Genomic DNA, 16,668 nt, shown 5'->3' on the forward strand with positions numbered 1-16,668 from the left:
CTTTTTGTTTCTGTCTTGCTCTGTTTTATGGCCTTTCGGTGTGTGTGGTTGCATATAAGCCCAAGAGGTGATACGTTGCGCCGCAGCAAAAAGTCGCTTACACAAGCGTGAATCAAGACCGCTTAACAGGGAGATGTGAAATGCGGATTGAACCTAAATTTACAGACATTGATGTGGCGGATGAGACGCTTTCATCCTCATCCTCATCCTCATCCTCATCCACTGCACCGAGATCGCCTCATCATCAACCTTCTGGGCCACGGGTTATGGCCAGCCCCGGTCGCCGCTATGTTGGGCAGATGCTCGATGGTATTGTGGCTTTCGCGATTATCTTTGCTTTATTTGCTGTCGGTAAGGCATTGGCGCTTGAACAGAACCATATCGATATACTGGCGCTGGGAAGTGGTGCCCTGTACTGGATTTTTGCCGATGCACTTCCTCGCGGGCAAAGTTTGGGTAAGCGAGTGTTGAACATGGCTGTTATTGATAAAGACACTGGGGCGAACTGCTCACTGTGGCAATCTTTCCTCCGTAACATTTTGACCCCGATCATTGGCGTGATTGATGCCATCTTCATTTTAGGCCGCAAGCGTCAACGTCTTGGGGACTTGGCAGCCAATACCATCGTGGTTAAATATTAGCAAAGCCATAACGCCGTGGCGATGTGCATGCATCGTCTCGGCTTTTCTTGCCCCGATGGGGGTTTTCTTATATTCCCACCATTGATCTTTCGCTCTCCTCGCTGGCATGATTGAACACGACTGCGAAACGTTCAACATGACGGGTTTAACGGATTTGAACCCGTATTGTCAGGGAGGCACGCTATGCCATCATTTTCTCGTTCATTGCTAGCCACATCATTGGGGCTATCATCGCTGTTTATTTCTACGCTTTCGCCTGCGGTGTCGTTCGCGGCGCAGGTGACGACGCCGAATATTATCATGGTGATCGGTGATGGCATGGGGCCGGTACACACATCGGCATTTCGTTATTTTCATGATGATCCCGCCACGCCGCAGGTTGAATCAACCGTGTTTGACCGGCACTTTGTTGGGCGTAGCAGTACCTATCCGGTATTAACGCAAGGGCTCGTTACCGACAGTGCCGCGTCTGGTACGGCATTGGCCACGGGTCACAAAACGTATAATGGGGCGATTGGTCTCGACAATCATCAGCAGCCCGTTGAAAGCGTATTGGAGTATGCCAAAGCGATGGGAAAATCGACCGGATTGGTCGTCACCTCGCAAATCAACCACGCCACACCCGCCAGTTATGTGGCGCATGTGCCACAGCGCCGTATGTATAACGAAATTGCAGACAGCTACTTTGATGCCAGGATTGACGATCAGTTTAAGGTCAATGTCATGCTGGGTGGCGGTTGGCAGTATTTCATTCGAGACGATCGCAACCTTGTCGAAGAATTCAAGCAGGCGGGGTATCAATACATCGACAGCTACCAGCAACTGGCGACGATCGATAACCATCATGTATTGGGGCTCTTTGCCGACAGAGGCTTGCCGGCCGCGTTGGACGAGGCCAATCCAGATCGTTTGAAAGACATGGTTGAGGCCGCCGTCACCCGGTTAGAAACCAACGACAACGGCTTTTTCCTGCTGGTGGAAGGCTCACAGATTGACTGGGCCAGCCACAGTAACGATGTGGCATCGACCATGGCAGAAATGGACGATTTACACCGTGCCCTGTTGTGGTTAGAAACTTATGTCAGCCAGCATCCGAATACCTTGGTGGTCGTCACGGCGGATCACAATACCGGTGGCATGACGATGGGATCGCGAGAAGGGGGTTACCGCTGGGAACCGGCGTACTTGCGCCAGCTTACGACCTCACCACGCACGATAGCGGTGACCCATGCTGAGCAAGCGTGGAATCCATCAACGTTAAATCAGCAACTCGGTTTTACCCTGACGGCCGATGACATTGCGTTACTGCAACCCGCCCATAAAGAAGGGGCGAAAGCCTTATACCAAGCCTTGAATCGTGTGATTGATAAGCGCACCAATACCGGTTGGACAACCGGTGGTCATACCGGAGTCGATGTTCCGGTGTTTGCCTTTGGACAAGGCAAAGAACAGTTCATTGGGCAAATGGATAACACCGATATTGCCAAGAAGCTGTTTACGATGCTGGGGAGAGAGTCGGTGGCCGAGGAGAAATAAGCCGCGAGTAATAGCGTTTATCGGTATCAGAATGGCCTTTGTTGCATACCGCGATCGATCCACTCCCCGTATTCAAGCAGAATACCGAAGTGATTGATCGCGTACAGTATCACCATGAAAATGATGCAATAGGCCACCATGCCATACTTGAGACGTGTCGAAGCAGTAAATGGCAGGAATAAGACACAGAGCAGTAACCCGAAAAGTAACTGTGTTATCCATTGCGGGTCAGCGCCGATATGTGGCGCGGGATCCGTGGCGATGCGGTGGGCGACATATGTTAAGCCCAGTGTGCTGACGCAGAATAACCCTAAAACAACCAGTTTGCTTATTTTATTGAAAATCATTAAGTTCATCCTTAATGAAATAATTGTGTGCGTTCAGGTGTGATATCTAGGTGAAAATGCCCACACATCCGATAATAAATACTACCCAAAGATTTGGTCTTGATAGTCTCATACGAATTGCCTGTAAGGTGATGTTTTATTATTTTTCATCTGAGTCGTTCACCGTCATCCAGCATTTTAACCGGTAACTGATTGTCGACGAGGAAATGGTAGAAGCGCAGGTTTTCGATCAAATCTGAATCGGATAACTCAAAATCCTGATAGGTGTCATTGTTAAAACGGAATCGAATCGAGTGTTCAAACCGTTTGGTCTGGCAATACAAGATTTCATGAGTGCTGGATAAATCAATATCCACATTCAGTAATGTCATTTTGTCATCCCTAATGCTGATCGCTTCAGTGCGGGTCGAACGAGCTGCTAGATAATCCATAATAATGGATACACTCGATATGAGCAGGATATAGCCTATTTGGTATAAGAAGGGTTCATTGACCAAATAAACGATATAAAAAACAAGCACACCAAAAAACAGTGTACGAGTCAGTACCGTTTTAACGAGGTTAAATGGATTGACTTTCCGTTGTCTGGATAACGTTTTCATTGCGTACTTCATTGGGGTAGTTTAGGTTCCTAACGAAGTATCTTGAGTTCGGGGATTGCAGGCAATGGGTGAGGCCTGAAAACAAGAAGGCGCTCGGAAAATATAATGATGGGAACCCGTATTGCTCGGCACAACGGTAAGCGAGTTGAGTTGTTGATGAGGCTTTTACACTGATCTCTGATTTTGCCAAATATTGATTGGACGGACTTTTCTGTAGAAATGTCTATTTAGGATACCTATTCAACATTGACCAGACCTTAGTGGTAATAAGATATGTGACAAAAATTCAACAATGCGCGCATTATTAATATTTAATTCAACTTTATTGGCTGTTTATATTGTATTGTGTGTGTTGTTTCAATATTGAGTGTTTGCAAGTGGAGATATTCATAGTATTCACAATATTAAATATTCGTTCATTGCCTAATGTTTAATGTATGGGATTCCTCTACATTATGATAAAGGATAATGTATCATCGAACACCTCAATCGTTTGCGTTCTATCAAATCAGAACATTCTGTTTTGATAAATTATTTTTATTGAATCAATTGATATATTTTGTTTTCCTAGCGTTAACCTCACTCCTAGTATGCAGACTCATTCGGCTTGATCGGCCGTTTTTTAACCAATAAGTTATCGATATAAAGTTATGTACTGGGTTTTAGCACTGGCGTTGCTGCTAAGTGGATGTGCTAATGGACTACCAGATATAAACGGAGTTATTCAAAAGGATATACAACAGAGCAACGAAAAAATATTTGTCGGAATTCCTGTCTTATTGAGCTTGGAAGGGACGACTGCGCGATTAGACGATCATTGGTTGGTTACAGCGAAACATAATCGACTGATATTGGCGTTAGAAGGAAAAGATGTTTATTACCATCCTTACTGCGATATTGCCTTGATAAGAAGCGAAGGGATCAGACGTGAAGGTAATAGCACTGAACATGCGGGGGTTGTGTATCCTCATCAAAGTGTGACTCATGTGGGTTATCCCATCGGTTTGCCGCTTTCCTCCAGCAAAGGTGAATACCTTGGCGATGTCTATGTGTCTGGCTGGCAGAAATGTCTGATGTCAGCCTCGTCGGCACACGTGATGTCGGGGATGTCAGGTGGGGGGATTTATAATGATAAAGGAGAGTTGGTGGGGGTGACCCATGGCTTTTCTTTGGGGACGGTGAACTGGAAGGATCACTCCTATTTTCAGCCTGCCATTTTTGTTCCGTTATATGGTGTGCGTGATTGGTTGCAGCGTATTACGGGGACCGATTACTTCCCTGATGTCGATGATCACTACCTTGAAGATCCTCGCGAGACACATATCGCAGAGTCTGCGACGTCTCGCCGTCAAACTATCCCTGATTCGTAATCCGTTGTTTTGGTTGCGAAAGTGGATGCAAACAAAAAAGCTGCCGAAGCAGCTTTTTTCTATTTACGGTAAGGCTCATTTACCCGATCTTAACCACACTTCGAATCGCCGCAGTTCAGGCAGGTTTGGCAACCGTCTTTGACGATCACGGATTTGTTGTGGCACTTGTAGCAAAGTGTCGCACTTGGCGGAAAGTTACCGCCGGTTTCTTCTTCCGCTATGGGTTCTGGTTTACCGGCGAGTTCGGCTTTCTTCGCGTCCAGAAACGCTTGCTGGTGGGCATCCACTTCCGGTTTGCCCAGCATGCCGATTTCCGTTAAGTGCTGCTCAATCACGTTGCCGATCTCTGCGATCAGAGAAGGGACGTACTTGCCTTTGTTCCAGTAACCGCCACGCGGATCAAACACAGAACGCAACTCTTCCACCAAGAAGGTGCAATCGCCGCCTTTACGGAATACCGCCGACATAATGCGCGTCAGCGCCACAATCCACTGGTAGTGCTCAAGGCTCTTGGAGTTGATGAACACTTCAAACGGACGGCGGGTTTCATACTCGGTGCCTTCATTCAGCACCACATCATTAATGGTAATGAATAGCGAGTGTTCTGAAATGTGCTCCGGCGTTTTTAGCTTATAGGTCGTTCCCAGCAGCTTTTCAGGGCGCGGCATGTCTTCATGAATCTGTTGCACTTCCACTTCCGGCGTTGCAGGCGTGGCAGGGGTGATTTCTTGCTCTTGGCTTTTCACCTTGAAGGCAACAATTTTGCTGTCAATTTTTTTGACCATGTCTCTTTACCCTATACCTTAATATTTACCGTAATAGCCTTCTTTCAGGGCGTCGTAGAGGTTAGCGGCTGTGTGCGTTTCGCCATCATACTCAATCTGTTCGTTGCCCTTCGCTTCAAAGGTGGTGCCATCTTCCAGCGTGAACACATACGTGGTGTTTTCCAAATCTTTCTCTTTCACCAGTACGCCCTGGAACACTTCCGGGTTGAAGCGGAACGTGGTGCAGCCTTTTAAGCCCTTGTCGTAGGCATCCATGTAGATGTCTTTGAAATCTTCAAACGGGAAGTCGGTCGGAACGTTCGCCGTTTTAGAGATGGACGAGTCAATCCAGCGTTGCGCAGCCGCTTGCACGTCAACGTGTTGGCTTGGGGTAATGTCATCGGCCGTGATGAAATAGTCCGGCAAGCGAGTGGCATCGTCGGTGCTGTAAGGCATTGCTTTTTTATTCACCAACTCACGGTAAGCTAACAATTCAAAGCTGTACACATCCACGCTTTCTTTGGTTTTCTTTCCCGGCACAATCACGTTACGGGTATAGTGGTGCGCAAAGCTGGGTTCAATGCCGTTGCTGGCATTGTTTGCCAGTGACAGGGAAATCGTGCCTGTCGGGGCAATCGAGCTGTGGTGGGTAAAGCGACCACCGTGTTTCGCCAGTTTTTCCACGAGTTCTGGCTCAATATCGGCCACTTGCTGCATGTAACGGCTGTATTTGGCGTGCAGCACTTTGCCTTTCACTTTATCGCCGATCTGGATGCCATCGTCGGCCATTTCTGGGCGTAGGCGCAGCATTTTCGCGGTGATCTCGAACTCTTCGTCCATGATCGGCGCCACGCCTTTTTCTTTTGCTAGGCTAAGTGACTCTTTCCAGCCCGTGATCGCCATTTCTTGCGCAACTTGTTCTGTAAAGGCCACCGATGCTGCGCTGCCGTATTGGTGCTGCATCATGGTGATGGTAGAGCCTAGCCCCAAGAAGCCCATGCCGTGACGGCGTTTGTGCATGATCTCATGGCGTTGCTTTTCCAATGGCAGCTGATTGATTTCGACCACGTTGTCGAGCATACGGGTAAAAATCGCGACGACGCGGCGGAAGCTGTCCCAATCAAACGTGGCGTCATCCGTAAAGGGCTGGCGAACAAATTTGGTGAGGTTAATGGAACCCAGCAGACACGCACCGTATGGTGGTAGCGGTTGCTCACCACAAGGGTTGGTGGCGCGAATGTCTTCACAGAACCAGTTGTTGTTCATCTGGTTCACTTTGTCGATCAAAATGAAGCCCGGTTCGGCGTAGTCATAGGTAGATGTCATGATCACATTCCACAAATTACGTGCCGGCAGGGTGCGGTACACCTTACAGGCGACACGGCCTTCGCTGTCTTCTACCAATTCGGCCTTGGTTGGCCAGTCGGCCCACACAATGCTGTCATCGTTGTCGAGATCCAGCTTGTCTTGCTTCGCTTCTTTGGCGGTGATGGGGAACAGCAATTGCCAAGGGGCATCGTTCTTCACTGCTTCAATGAAATCTTCGGTGATCAGCAGAGACAGGTTGAACTGACGTAAGCGACCGTCTTCACGTTTTGCGCGAATAAAATCGATGATGTCAGGATGACGAATGTCCATGGTGCCCATCTGCGCGCCACGACGGCCACCGGCAGAAGAGACGGTGAAACACATCTTGTCGTAGATATCCATGAATGACATGGGGCCAGAGGTGTAGGCCCCCGCGCCCGACACAAACGCACCGCGAGGGCGTAGGGTCGAAAAATCGTAACCGATGCCACAACCGGCTTTCAGGGTCAGACCGGCTTCATGCACTTTGTTCAGGATGTCATCCATTGAGTCTTCAATGGTGCCAGACACGGTACAGTTGATGGTGGAGGTGGCGGGTTTGTGTTCAAACGCACCGGCGTTAGAGGTGATGCGACCGGCAGGAATGGCGCCGTTACGCAGCGCCCACAGAAATTCATTGTACCAATGTGCTTTGACGTCTTCTTGTTCGAGATCGGCCAGTGCGCGTGCGACGCGTTGGAATGTGTCGTCTAGCGTGATATCAATCGCGTCTCCATGCTTTGATTTCAGTCGATACTTGCTGTCCCAGATCTCCATAGAGGTAGATTGGTATGCAATATCCATTGCTTGAGATACGTCCGAAGTCGTTGGAGTTTTCGCCATTATGAATGCACCTTAATCAGTCGTGTGTGTTGTCCGCCCAAGACAAAACAAGGATAAGAAACTGTTTTACCTTGGAATCACGTTGTCGAGCATGAGAGACGTGAACGAGACAAGGCGCAGATCAAACCACTAACCCTGATGATCTTCAAGTCTTGACAGAGAGATTATTATGGCATGTAACCAAATGATAAAATGGTAGCGCGTGATAGACGTTTTGGTTGTAAACAGGCGGAAATAAGCGGTGAATAGGGGAGTTGGTGAGGCTGTGTATGCTACGTTGAATGGGGCGTCATCGGCACAAAAAAGCAGCAAACGGGTTGCTGCTTTTTGGCGCTGATTTTTGGCATGGTACGGTGCTGCCTGAATCAGGCTGACAGCATCATCGTTAGTCTTTTTTCTGTGACAAATACTGAATGGTATTCGCCAAATCTTCCAGACTGTCGTGTTCAGCATTGTTCACCAAATATTTGCCTTGTACCAAGAAAGACGGCACAGCGGTGATTTGTGCATTGGTTTCAAGTAGGCGTGATTCAGTCAACATGTTGAACACTTTTTCGCGCTGTGCGTCATCCAGTGCGTAAGGGCTCACCAAGCCGTATTTTGCAAAAATCGCGTTAAGCGCCGCTTGGCTTTCTTCTTCGCTGGCGTCCGCTTTTTTGTCTTGAACGAAGCTAAATAGCGCTTCTTTTAATTCAGGGCTTGGTTTGCCGTTGGTTTGAATAGCGGCAGTATAGTAAATGTACGCGGCCAATTCTGCGCTTTTATTGAATGTTACGTGCATTTGCTGCACATCCACATCCGCCATTTTCTTGATCTCAGGCAGCATGGTTTCCATGCTACGGCAGTGACCACAGCCTAATGAAAAGACTTCGACAACGTTATCGACGTTTTCTGTCGGTGTCGGCACCACGGTGTATTCGGTACCTTCTTTTGGCACATTGCTATCCATACAGCCAGTGAGCATGGCGAGTAAGAGCGCAGCGGGAGCCAGAAACTTAATGCGTTTATTCATAGTGATCTTTTGTTATAGGTTTAAGGAATTATTATGGATCAAAAAATGCCATAAATCGCTACTGACTAACAAATTAATTGCTTGGTGTTAAGAAGTTGGCAAGGGGGGAGGGTTTTCATTGATCTCATGAAAGGATGCAGTATGATGGCCGGCTTTTTTATTGGTTCGGAGGAAACATGTTTATCGGATTTGACTATGGAACGGCAAATTGCTCAGTGGCTGTGATGGAGCAAGGGCAGCCACGCATGCTTCCCCTCGAAGGCGATAATACGTTTATTTCTTCGACCCTGTGTGCGCCTACGCGCGAAGCGGTGAGTGAATACTTGTACCGCCACATGGGTGTGAAACCGGCGGATGCGCTGGGTGAACAAGTGCTGCGTCGTGCCATTGCCATGAACCGCGATGAAGACATTGTGGTTGAACATGGTGATTTGCTGTTTGGTCAGGCGGCGTTGGATTTGTATTTAGAAGACCCTGAAGAAGTCTACTACGTGAAGTCGCCGAAATCGTTCTTAGGGGCGAATGGCCTGCGTGATGTACAAATCAGCTTCTTTGAAGACTTGGTGTGCGCCATGATGACGAACATCAAGACGAAAGCGGAAGCGAGCCTGCAACAGGCGATCACCCATACCATGATTGGTCGCCCGGTGAACTTTCAGGGTACCGGTGGCGAAAAAGCCAACCAACAAGCCGAATCAATTCTTCGCCGTGCGGCGGCACGTGCCGGTTTCCAGCACATCGACTTTCAGTTTGAGCCAGTGGCTGCGGGCCTTGAGTATGAAAGCACGTTGACGGAAGACAAAACCGTGTTGGTGGTCGATATTGGTGGCGGCACCACAGACTGCTCCATGATTGAGATGGGGCCAAGTTGGTTCGGAAAAACGGATCGCCAAGCCAGTTTGTTGGCTCACAGCGGTTTGCGTGTAGGCGGGAACGACCTTGATATTTACGTCGCGCTCCGTCAGTTGATGCCACAGTTTGGCTTAGGCAGTAAAACCCTGAAAGGGATTGAAATGCCGATCAGCCAATTCTGGAACCCGATTGCTATTAACAACGTGGTCGCACAAACCGACTTTTACGGTTCCGCTAACCGCACGGCCTTGGAGCAGTTACGTCGTGACGCGGCCGAGCCAGAAAAACTGGCGCGTTTGATCCGTGTGTACCATGAAACCTTGGGGTATCAGTTAGTGCGCAAGGCTGAAGAGTGCAAGATTGCGCTGTCGGATGCCCAGCTACACCGTGTGGATTTGAGCTACTTGTCGGAATTACTGCATGTGGATGTGACGCAACAAGCCATGGCAGAAGCGATTGAAGCACCGAAGGTACATATCAGCCAGCTAGTCACAGAAGCGATCACCCAAAGTGGTAAGCAACCTGACGTGGTGTATATGACGGGCGGTACGGCGCGCTCACCAGTATTGCGTGCTTGTATTGAACAGCAGTTGCCGAACATTCCTGTGGTCAGCGGCAGCTACTTTGGCTCGGTGACCGCCGGTCTGGCCCGTTGGGCCGATCAGTGCTTCCGTTAAGCATTTCTTGTTAGAACGCCAACAGTCAAAAGTCCCAAAACGCAAACGCCCACATCATGTGGGCGTTTTTTATGCTGACGGTTTTCGTTGGTTGTTTATGGCGATGAACCGTCGCGTTATATATCGCGCATTACTGGGGCTTCTGCGCCCACGCTGAACACCAGCCGTTCGCGTTTACGGCTTTACCGGGGAAAATAGCGCATGGTCGCCATTCTTCGCCGTCAGCTCCCTGAATTAACACGCAATTAGCGCAGTTCTTGGCACTGTCAGGCGCTTGATGGACATACTTTAAGGCTTTGGCTTGTGGGTCATCTTCGGCTAAGTGTGGGAGTGCGTCGGCAGCATGGGCGGAACGTAAAACGTGATCGCCGAGTGTTATCCCAACTAGGCTGGCTAAGCTGAATTTTAAAAAAGTCCTGCGGTTTGTTTTATCACTCATTACTTCTTCCTTTTTATGTTATTGCATCGATAGTGCTTTGTATTTCCGTGTGTGGCCGAAACAAGTAGGGCGCCACAGCAGGGAGGATCAAGGCTATCTGCCTTTGCGTATGCACTACATGATGTTAACAAATTACGTTTTGGTTGTCGGAGAATACGTTTAAAAATTGATAATAGATCAAAATAAATCACTACCTCTGCCTGTTTTATTTGTTACAAAAGGCAAATAACGTATTGAAACTAAAGATGAGTTTTTCAGTCTGTTTTTACTGGCTTTGAGAGGCCTGCACTTGCAACATTTTGTTTACAGGTGCATGATCGCAGTCCGATTTCAAAGAGAACTAAAAATAATAAAGGCTTGTGAAACCATGAATTTGTTTTTAATTGATAGTGATGGCGCATTGGTGAACTCGGAAAAAATCGACCTACGTTGTTACGCGCAGGCGGTGAGAGACGTGTTGGGGATAGAGATGGAAACGGACCCGAATCACTACGCCAATTTAACGGATGCAGGCGTGTTAGACGCCATTATTGCCCAGCACGGCATCACCGAAAGTCGCTCACTGGTACACCGAAAAGTCGAGCAATGCTATTTGGCGTTGATTAATGATGCCTTGTGCAGTCACCCTGATTTTGTGCGTGCCATCCAAGGTGCGCAGGATTTCTTATCTGACATTCGCTCACGGGAAGATACCCATATTGCGATAGCCACGGGCGGATGGGAGTCGGCCGCAAAACTAAAATTACGCGCCGCCGGTATTGACGTGTCGGATGTGACGTTTACCTCCTCCTCTGATGCGCTAAGCCGCACCGAGATCATGGCGTTGGCCGCGTTCCGTGCCAAGCAAGATTCCGGCTATACCTTCGAGCGCCGTATCGTGTTTGGTCATGGCGAACGTAATAAGCATGCGTCACAAGAGTTAGGTTATGAGTATGTTGAAGTGGGGGCCACAAAAGGCAATCACACACATATTCCTGATTTAGCGCATTACCAAGCGGTTTTGTCACGTTTGTCGTTACACTAAAATTTTCACCGTTCTGTACATAGGCACAGCAGCGACTGTGCCTGTGCGACCTCTGTTTTATACTTACAAGCGTATTCTTATTTTTTGTAACCAATTCATAAGGTTACTTTCTATCTGTGAAATATCTCGCAAAGTCATTATACCGTATCGTTGTGTGAGATATTTCCGTTTTTCCGCTGCGTATCTGTCTATATAGTGCATGTCTATATAATAGGGAAATATCTGGATGCAGGCATTTGACTCTGTCTGCTTTTTCATTCTGTATATGTTTGTTTGAATAGTTCTTGATATCACATGCAATGGAGTTTTTGTGATTATTCTAATTATTTTAATTCTTTCTGTTGTTACTTTACTGATTACTATCCTTCCATTACTATCAATTAAAAATGCAAAAGAGATGCGTCATAAATTGATTTCTCATTTTATTGCGCCTGAAAATTTATCATCTAAACATTTATCTCATCAACAGTTGACTATGTTGAGGAAAATATACGGTAAAAAGTTTAAAGATGGAAATGTGTATAAAATAAAAGGGCATTTTTGTCAGGGGCAGAAATCCGAGTTTTTTAGTGGTGATCCATTAACTATTAATGGTATAAAAGTTAAAACAGGGTATAGGCCCTATCAACCTATTATTCTTGCTCAATGGAATGAATTTAACGAAGACCATGTGAACTACTCTGAGATTTTATTGAAAGCAGAAGGTGAAAATGAAGTAGAAGCGGAAGGTGTCGTGTATAAAGATTGCCTTTATGTCACGAAAATGAATGATTTTTATATCCTCGAAGAGTTGGCGGAAACCTTTTCTAAAAAAACGTATATTGGTGCCATATATATGGGGGCTGAATTTGCTCTTCTTCCAGGAATGTCATGGTTTTTCACCGGTTTTTTCGTTGTGCTCAATGCCACATCGGCTTCAGTGTTTGCCATACCACTCATCGTTGTTTTTCTAATATTGATACTTTTTTTTGTTTATACGGGAACACACAATTTTTCTGTGGAAGGGGTATTCCACGCCTTACCTGATGGGTATAACAAGCCATTGGATAGTTACAGAAAGGGAACGGTTGGGATAATTGATGGTGTATTTATTGAAACTCAAATACCGCTGGAAGTCGGTCAGCATTATAAAATGTTGTTATCGTTAGACCCCATGATGCAAACCCACTTTTCGAGTGTGGAAAAGGTGAATGGTGTAAAATACACGCGAGATGAAGATTGTTGGCCTGAATTGATTTTGGTGGTAATGGTCGTAGGTTTTATTCTTTCATCAATGTTTCTTTTTCATGCTAAAAGTCACCATCAAGCAGAAGCTAAGCCTTATTATGAACATAATGTGGAAAAATTTGGTGATTCAAAAATTAGTCAGTATGTGAGGAAGATAGAGGATTTAAAAAATACAGAAGTCGGTGATTTGCTGCAAATTGAATATTTATATTACAGTCACGTTAACCAACATTTTGTTCTTTTCGAGGAAGACACTCGCCATAATAAGTATAACTATAGTGAAGTCTATGCGGCTTTTAGACTTTACTGTCCATCAGGCAATGTAAGTAGAGCGATTGATGCCATCGATAAAAAAGCTAAAATACGGCGAACGGTGTTTATGCTTAATGGGGTAGGGCGTGACGATTATGCGTATGGAGCGTCAACGAGGCCGGCACCGACAAGCAGTATTTGTGAGAGTGAAGATAATTTGATGCGTTATATTGCGTGTCCTGATTGTCAATCTGTAAAAATGGAAAATAGACAGCTTATTGTCACCGATATTGATAAGCAGAAAGGTATCATTCATGTCACCGATAAATTTGATGTGTTTTATTATGCTATAGATGCAGACCACTATCTCATCGCGATCGTAAACATGTTCGTCACTATTATTTATTTACTCATTGGCGTCATGTTTGTATGGATGAAGCGCCGGATCCGAAAAATCAATGGCTCCCCTGACATCCTATGGGTGAAATAGAAGGTAGAAGAGTGGAATGAGTGCGTATCAGATCAGCTAATGATGGCCATTGCAAAGGCGTGTCAGATTAAAGCTGTGAATGGTTTCCCAAATAGCTTTCTCACCTTAGCGGGCGCATACCGCGATGGGAGAGTGACAGATATAGTGGTGAGACAGTCAGTGAAATCGAAAACAATGGAATGATGTGATTGGTATGAGAGCAGGAAAGGCAGCGAAGTCATCGTCTATACGAACAGCGAGAGTAGCAGCACTGGGTGTGTTGGCTGTTGTACTGGGTGGGCAGAGTGTACTCACGGCGCAGGCTGCACAAGAAGACGTGCCGTATTGCCACCGTTATGCCGATTTTAACTTTCCTGACTACATGGCGATGTGGAACTATGACGATCCAGCGCTGACCGCAACCACGTTTTTTGCCATGTTGAATATGGCTGCTTCCAGCATGGACAAAACCTTCATGAGTGAACTGCTGAGCCAAATTGCCCGCACGTTCGTGATGCGGGGCGACATGGATAATGCCCGTTATTACCTTGAACAAGCCCAGTTATTCTTGGCGCAGTCAGAACCCAGAGCGACGGTCTATTACCAGCGTGAAACCGCACGCTTGCACGCGACACAAGGCGATTATGCCCAAGCTACCGAGTGGATGCAGGCCGCATGGCAATTAGCTAAGCAAGAACAGTATGCCCAATTGATGATTGAAACCGCGCTCGATTTGGGGGATGACACGCTCACTCGTTTACAGGAAACCGAACAGCGAGAGTGGTATTTGCTGGCAAATCGGTTAGCTGAGAATACGCAAGATCAGCGCGCCCAGCTGTGGGTGTTGCAGCATGCAGCACGGTTTCGGTAGGTGGTGGTGTGATTTAAACGGTCATTACTGTCATGGTCATCCGACACAAAGCGCAGCATTGGCTGCGCTTTGTGTTTGTGGGGGCATATTATTGATAAGATCAGGGGGCGGACTGCCAAGTGATGCGCTCACCATTACTCAGTATGGCAAGAATGCTGTGTGGTGTTATGTGGGTGCCTTGTTCCACAAACGGTTTGTCTGAAAAGTTTGCGGTAATCGTGCTGCCGTCACTGAACTGAGTTTGTTGCACGCTGCCATCGCTATTTAGCCATGTAAATCCCGTTAATGCTTTATTCCACAAATGCGAATGCATAGGCATGAATCCCGCCTGATAATGCTGCAACGCTTTAATTCTGGGACTATTGACGGATCTGGCTTCGTCTCGTGTTAGGTGTACCATCGGGGGCGTGTTGTAGAGCATTGCGGTTAAATCCCTTTCCATTTGCACGTTCGTGAACTTCAGGCTGTCACTGTGCCAATGATGGCTATTAATGATTTCATCATGAAAAACAGCCTGATATAGCGGGATGCGATATTGTGGTGAAAACAATAATGTCTTGTAGGGGGCTTTCACCTGTGCTGACTGAAAGAAGAACTCGGGTTTATACTCGGGATACCATCGACCAAGAAAATAAGGGGACTGTTTGTTTTTATACATATCCTTGTCAGTCCAGCCGAACCCAACAGACTCTAATCCATGTGCAAAAGCAATGCCTTGAGTCGTCAAACTGTTACCATCTTCTGAACCTAATACAATAGGATTTTGTTCAATGATTTTCGCCATGCGTGTATCGAACCCCGCTAACATGTCCACTTCACGTGTGCCTGCATGGTAATCCTCTCGCGCCATTGCGGTGGCATCAACATCTAAAAATAGGCTGTTAAATTGTCCATACTGAATAATGTCACGTACTCGTTGAAGGACATAGTCAAGATGACAATTGGGGTTCAGGTAATTCCCATTGCCACGAAAGCCTTTTTGTTTTCGGCCATCGGCTAACTCAATCGTGCATTCAGAGTGCATCTCCGCAGGTAAGTTTGCAGTCAGCCAGCTGTCATTCGTACCGGGAGTAATTGCTGTATTGTAGGAATCGTACGTCGCGACTAAATAGCCAGCTTGTTTCGCTTGGTGAACGACATTCGGCTGAAAGAAAGCAGGCATCCAGTTATCGAAACCGAGCCACAGCTTTTGTAATTTTGCTTGTGTGAATGTGGTCAGCATGTCGGAAGACAGCGCTTGCCCCCACGTGTATGGGGCATTGAGGAATATGGCGGCCTGCTCGGTCAGCCATTGCTTTTGCTGTTGTGCACTGAGGTACTGCATGTGAATGGTATTGTTTTGCAGCGAAGGTGTCGGGACGGCAAAGCGTTTGGCCAATGATTGCTGAATCGCATCAAGGACGAGTTGCTTATGGTATGCACTCAGCCAAGTCTGCTGTTGAAATAAAGGCGTTAATGTATCACGCACCGGTGTGGTAACGGGCAATTCGGTTTGTGCCAGATACCATGCTATCAATCCCCACCAGTCATGCACATCTTCCATACTGAGCAGATCTTTACCAAACAAATACACGTGACTAGCACCGATGAGTCGTTTTACGGCCGGATTTTGGTGTGCTTGTTGCGCCAATGTTTGGGCTTTAGTGTGTGCTTTTCGCCATTGGCGATATGTTTTTGCGCCGTCGAGCCAGTCGTCACCTAATGTGATGCGTACAGTGAAGGGATCGTGTTGAGTCAGCGTAGTAAATTGGTGTGACGCACGCATATCGACACGTTGGGTGTCGTCAGAAAAGTGTAACGCGTTATTGGTTGCCGTTACCAAGTGGTACGTAATGTAAGCGCCGTTTTGTTCCGTTGTCCAAAAGGGCATTTTGAGATCATTTGTGGTGTTCGCGCCGGAGTGTGAGTGCGTCAGGTAGGTCGCCCATTCGCGATTTTCAACCGGTATACGCATGCCTTCGCTCAACGGTAAGAGTAAGCTCCGGGTGTTGGTTTCCGCTAAATTGAACCATGATAAGGCCAGTGGTTGGTCACGAACGATAGGTTGGGTATCGGCGGCGGAAAAATGCAAGACCAATGCTTCATGGTCAAGGCGAGCATCGACCGTTAAGCCGCTGGGTTGTAACTGCCAACGTGTATGCGTTGATGAGTGCTGAGTCAGCGTAGTGACGTGCTGTGCTTGCTTATTGACGGTCAACGCGGAAGTATTGATTGCCAGTGAGTTCCATGAAATCGCCAGATCATCCGGTGATATCTGAATGCGGTGATCAGGGGTGTTCAGTGTGACAGGCACTTGTGCGTGAGCATAATGGCACGTAACGGATAGCGCGAAAAAGACGGCAGAACGAAGGTGTGGACGAAATAGCATAAGGGACTCCAATAATGATGATGGTGT

14 protein-coding genes are annotated in these 16,668 nt (G+C 47.1%); 7 read left to right on the forward strand and 7 right to left on the reverse strand.

All coding sequences use genetic code 11. From position 1 onward, the window contains the following. The first annotated feature begins 266 nt into the window (after window positions 1-266). Window positions 267-641: an RDD family protein gene (locus tag ACSF8W_RS17630; protein ID WP_500848478.1), complete on the forward strand. Its 375-nt coding sequence runs from the start codon at window positions 267-269 to the stop codon at window positions 639-641. Between the two features lie 183 nt (window positions 642-824). After that, a complete protein-coding gene (locus ACSF8W_RS17635; protein ID WP_500848479.1) occupies window positions 825-2,177 on the forward strand; it encodes an alkaline phosphatase in 1,353 nt (450 codons plus the stop codon). A gap of 26 nt (window positions 2,178-2,203) precedes the next feature. Here ACSF8W_RS17635 and ACSF8W_RS17640 read toward each other — a convergent pair whose 3' ends face one another. Both ACSF8W_RS17640 and ACSF8W_RS17645 read right to left on the reverse strand, forming a co-directional pair. Next, the gene (locus ACSF8W_RS17640; protein WP_500848480.1) at window positions 2,204-2,524 is read right to left on the reverse strand and encodes a hypothetical protein; all 321 of its coding nucleotides are present in this window, start codon (window positions 2,522-2,524) and stop codon (window positions 2,204-2,206) included. Between the two features lie 146 nt (window positions 2,525-2,670). Beyond that, window positions 2,671-2,895 carry a hypothetical protein gene (locus ACSF8W_RS17645; RefSeq protein WP_500848481.1) on the reverse strand — a complete coding sequence of 75 codons (225 nt, stop codon included), beginning with the start codon at window positions 2,893-2,895 and terminating at the stop codon, window positions 2,671-2,673. A gap of 881 nt (window positions 2,896-3,776) precedes the next feature. Between ACSF8W_RS17645 and ACSF8W_RS17650 the strand changes: the two genes are divergently transcribed. Then, window positions 3,777-4,496, forward strand: a complete 720-nt coding sequence (locus tag ACSF8W_RS17650; RefSeq protein WP_500848482.1) for a trypsin-like peptidase domain-containing protein — start codon at window positions 3,777-3,779, stop codon at window positions 4,494-4,496. An 89-nt stretch (window positions 4,497-4,585) separates the two neighbouring features. Here the strand turns inward: ACSF8W_RS17650 and ACSF8W_RS17655 are convergent, their stop codons facing one another. From ACSF8W_RS17655 to ACSF8W_RS17665, 3 genes are all read right to left on the reverse strand, one after another. Beyond that, entirely contained in the window at window positions 4,586-5,281 is a 696-nt protein-coding gene (locus ACSF8W_RS17655; RefSeq protein ID WP_500848483.1) for a TSCPD domain-containing protein, read from the reverse strand. Window positions 5,282-5,299: 18 nt separating this feature from the next. Continuing rightward, complete coding sequence (locus ACSF8W_RS17660) at window positions 5,300-7,450, reverse strand: adenosylcobalamin-dependent ribonucleoside-diphosphate reductase (RefSeq protein ID WP_500848484.1); 2,151 nt, start codon at window positions 7,448-7,450, stop codon at window positions 5,300-5,302. Window positions 7,451-7,835: 385 nt separating this feature from the next. Continuing rightward, window positions 7,836-8,462, reverse strand: coding sequence for a thiol:disulfide interchange protein DsbA/DsbL (locus ACSF8W_RS17665; protein WP_500848485.1), 627 nt, complete (start codon window positions 8,460-8,462; stop codon window positions 7,836-7,838). 176 nt (window positions 8,463-8,638) lie between these two features. Between ACSF8W_RS17665 and yegD the strand changes: the two genes are divergently transcribed. Then, window positions 8,639-9,991 (forward strand): molecular chaperone, encoded by a 1,353-nt coding sequence (gene yegD / locus ACSF8W_RS17670; RefSeq protein WP_500848486.1) that lies wholly within the window; start codon window positions 8,639-8,641, stop codon window positions 9,989-9,991. Window positions 9,992-10,121: 130 nt separating this feature from the next. Here the strand turns inward: yegD and ACSF8W_RS17675 are convergent, their stop codons facing one another. Continuing rightward, entirely contained in the window at window positions 10,122-10,430 is a 309-nt protein-coding gene (locus ACSF8W_RS17675; RefSeq protein ID WP_500848487.1) for a high-potential iron-sulfur protein, read from the reverse strand. Between the two features lie 367 nt (window positions 10,431-10,797). Between ACSF8W_RS17675 and ACSF8W_RS17680 the strand changes: the two genes are divergently transcribed. The 3 genes from ACSF8W_RS17680 to ACSF8W_RS17690 all read left to right on the forward strand — a co-directional run bounded on the left by ACSF8W_RS17680 (window position 10,798) and on the right by ACSF8W_RS17690 (window position 14,273). Then, the gene (locus ACSF8W_RS17680; protein WP_500848488.1) at window positions 10,798-11,454 is read left to right on the forward strand and encodes an HAD family hydrolase; all 657 of its coding nucleotides are present in this window, start codon (window positions 10,798-10,800) and stop codon (window positions 11,452-11,454) included. A gap of 310 nt (window positions 11,455-11,764) precedes the next feature. After that, window positions 11,765-13,423: a hypothetical protein gene (locus ACSF8W_RS17685; RefSeq protein ID WP_500848489.1), complete on the forward strand. Its 1,659-nt coding sequence runs from the start codon at window positions 11,765-11,767 to the stop codon at window positions 13,421-13,423. Window positions 13,424-13,616: 193 nt separating this feature from the next. After that, window positions 13,617-14,273 carry a hypothetical protein gene (locus ACSF8W_RS17690; RefSeq protein ID WP_500848490.1) on the forward strand — a complete coding sequence of 219 codons (657 nt, stop codon included), beginning with the start codon at window positions 13,617-13,619 and terminating at the stop codon, window positions 14,271-14,273. 100 nt (window positions 14,274-14,373) lie between these two features. Here the strand turns inward: ACSF8W_RS17690 and ACSF8W_RS17695 are convergent, their stop codons facing one another. Continuing rightward, a complete protein-coding gene (locus ACSF8W_RS17695; RefSeq protein WP_500848491.1) occupies window positions 14,374-16,641 on the reverse strand; it encodes a glycoside hydrolase in 2,268 nt (755 codons plus the stop codon). Window positions 16,642-16,668: the final 27 nt, after the last annotated feature.

It is taken from the genome of Photobacterium sp. 270122K (assembly GCF_059941365.1).

Excerpts from the sequence above, each read along its gene's own strand:
- ACSF8W_RS17630 (WP_500848478.1), top strand. The coding sequence starts at position 267 with ATGGCCAGCCCCGGTCGCCGCTATGTTGGGCAGATGCTCGATGGTATT.
- ACSF8W_RS17635 (WP_500848479.1), top strand. The coding sequence starts at position 825 with ATGCCATCATTTTCTCGTTCATTGCTAGCCACATCATTGGGGCTATCA.
- ACSF8W_RS17640 (WP_500848480.1), bottom strand. The coding sequence starts at position 2,524 with ATGATTTTCAATAAAATAAGCAAACTGGTTGTTTTAGGGTTATTCTGC.
- ACSF8W_RS17645 (WP_500848481.1), bottom strand. The coding sequence starts at position 2,895 with ATGACATTACTGAATGTGGATATTGATTTATCCAGCACTCATGAAATC.
- ACSF8W_RS17650 (WP_500848482.1), top strand. The coding sequence starts at position 3,777 with ATGTACTGGGTTTTAGCACTGGCGTTGCTGCTAAGTGGATGTGCTAAT.
- ACSF8W_RS17655 (WP_500848483.1), bottom strand. The coding sequence starts at position 5,281 with ATGGTCAAAAAAATTGACAGCAAAATTGTTGCCTTCAAGGTGAAAAGC.
- ACSF8W_RS17660 (WP_500848484.1), bottom strand. The coding sequence starts at position 7,450 with ATGGCGAAAACTCCAACGACTTCGGACGTATCTCAAGCAATGGATATT.
- ACSF8W_RS17665 (WP_500848485.1), bottom strand. The coding sequence starts at position 8,462 with ATGAATAAACGCATTAAGTTTCTGGCTCCCGCTGCGCTCTTACTCGCC.
- yegD (WP_500848486.1), top strand. The coding sequence starts at position 8,639 with ATGTTTATCGGATTTGACTATGGAACGGCAAATTGCTCAGTGGCTGTG.
- ACSF8W_RS17675 (WP_500848487.1), bottom strand. The coding sequence starts at position 10,430 with ATGAGTGATAAAACAAACCGCAGGACTTTTTTAAAATTCAGCTTAGCC.
- ACSF8W_RS17680 (WP_500848488.1), top strand. The coding sequence starts at position 10,798 with ATGAATTTGTTTTTAATTGATAGTGATGGCGCATTGGTGAACTCGGAA.
- ACSF8W_RS17690 (WP_500848490.1), top strand. The coding sequence starts at position 13,617 with ATGAGAGCAGGAAAGGCAGCGAAGTCATCGTCTATACGAACAGCGAGA.
- ACSF8W_RS17695 (WP_500848491.1), bottom strand. The coding sequence starts at position 16,641 with ATGCTATTTCGTCCACACCTTCGTTCTGCCGTCTTTTTCGCGCTATCC.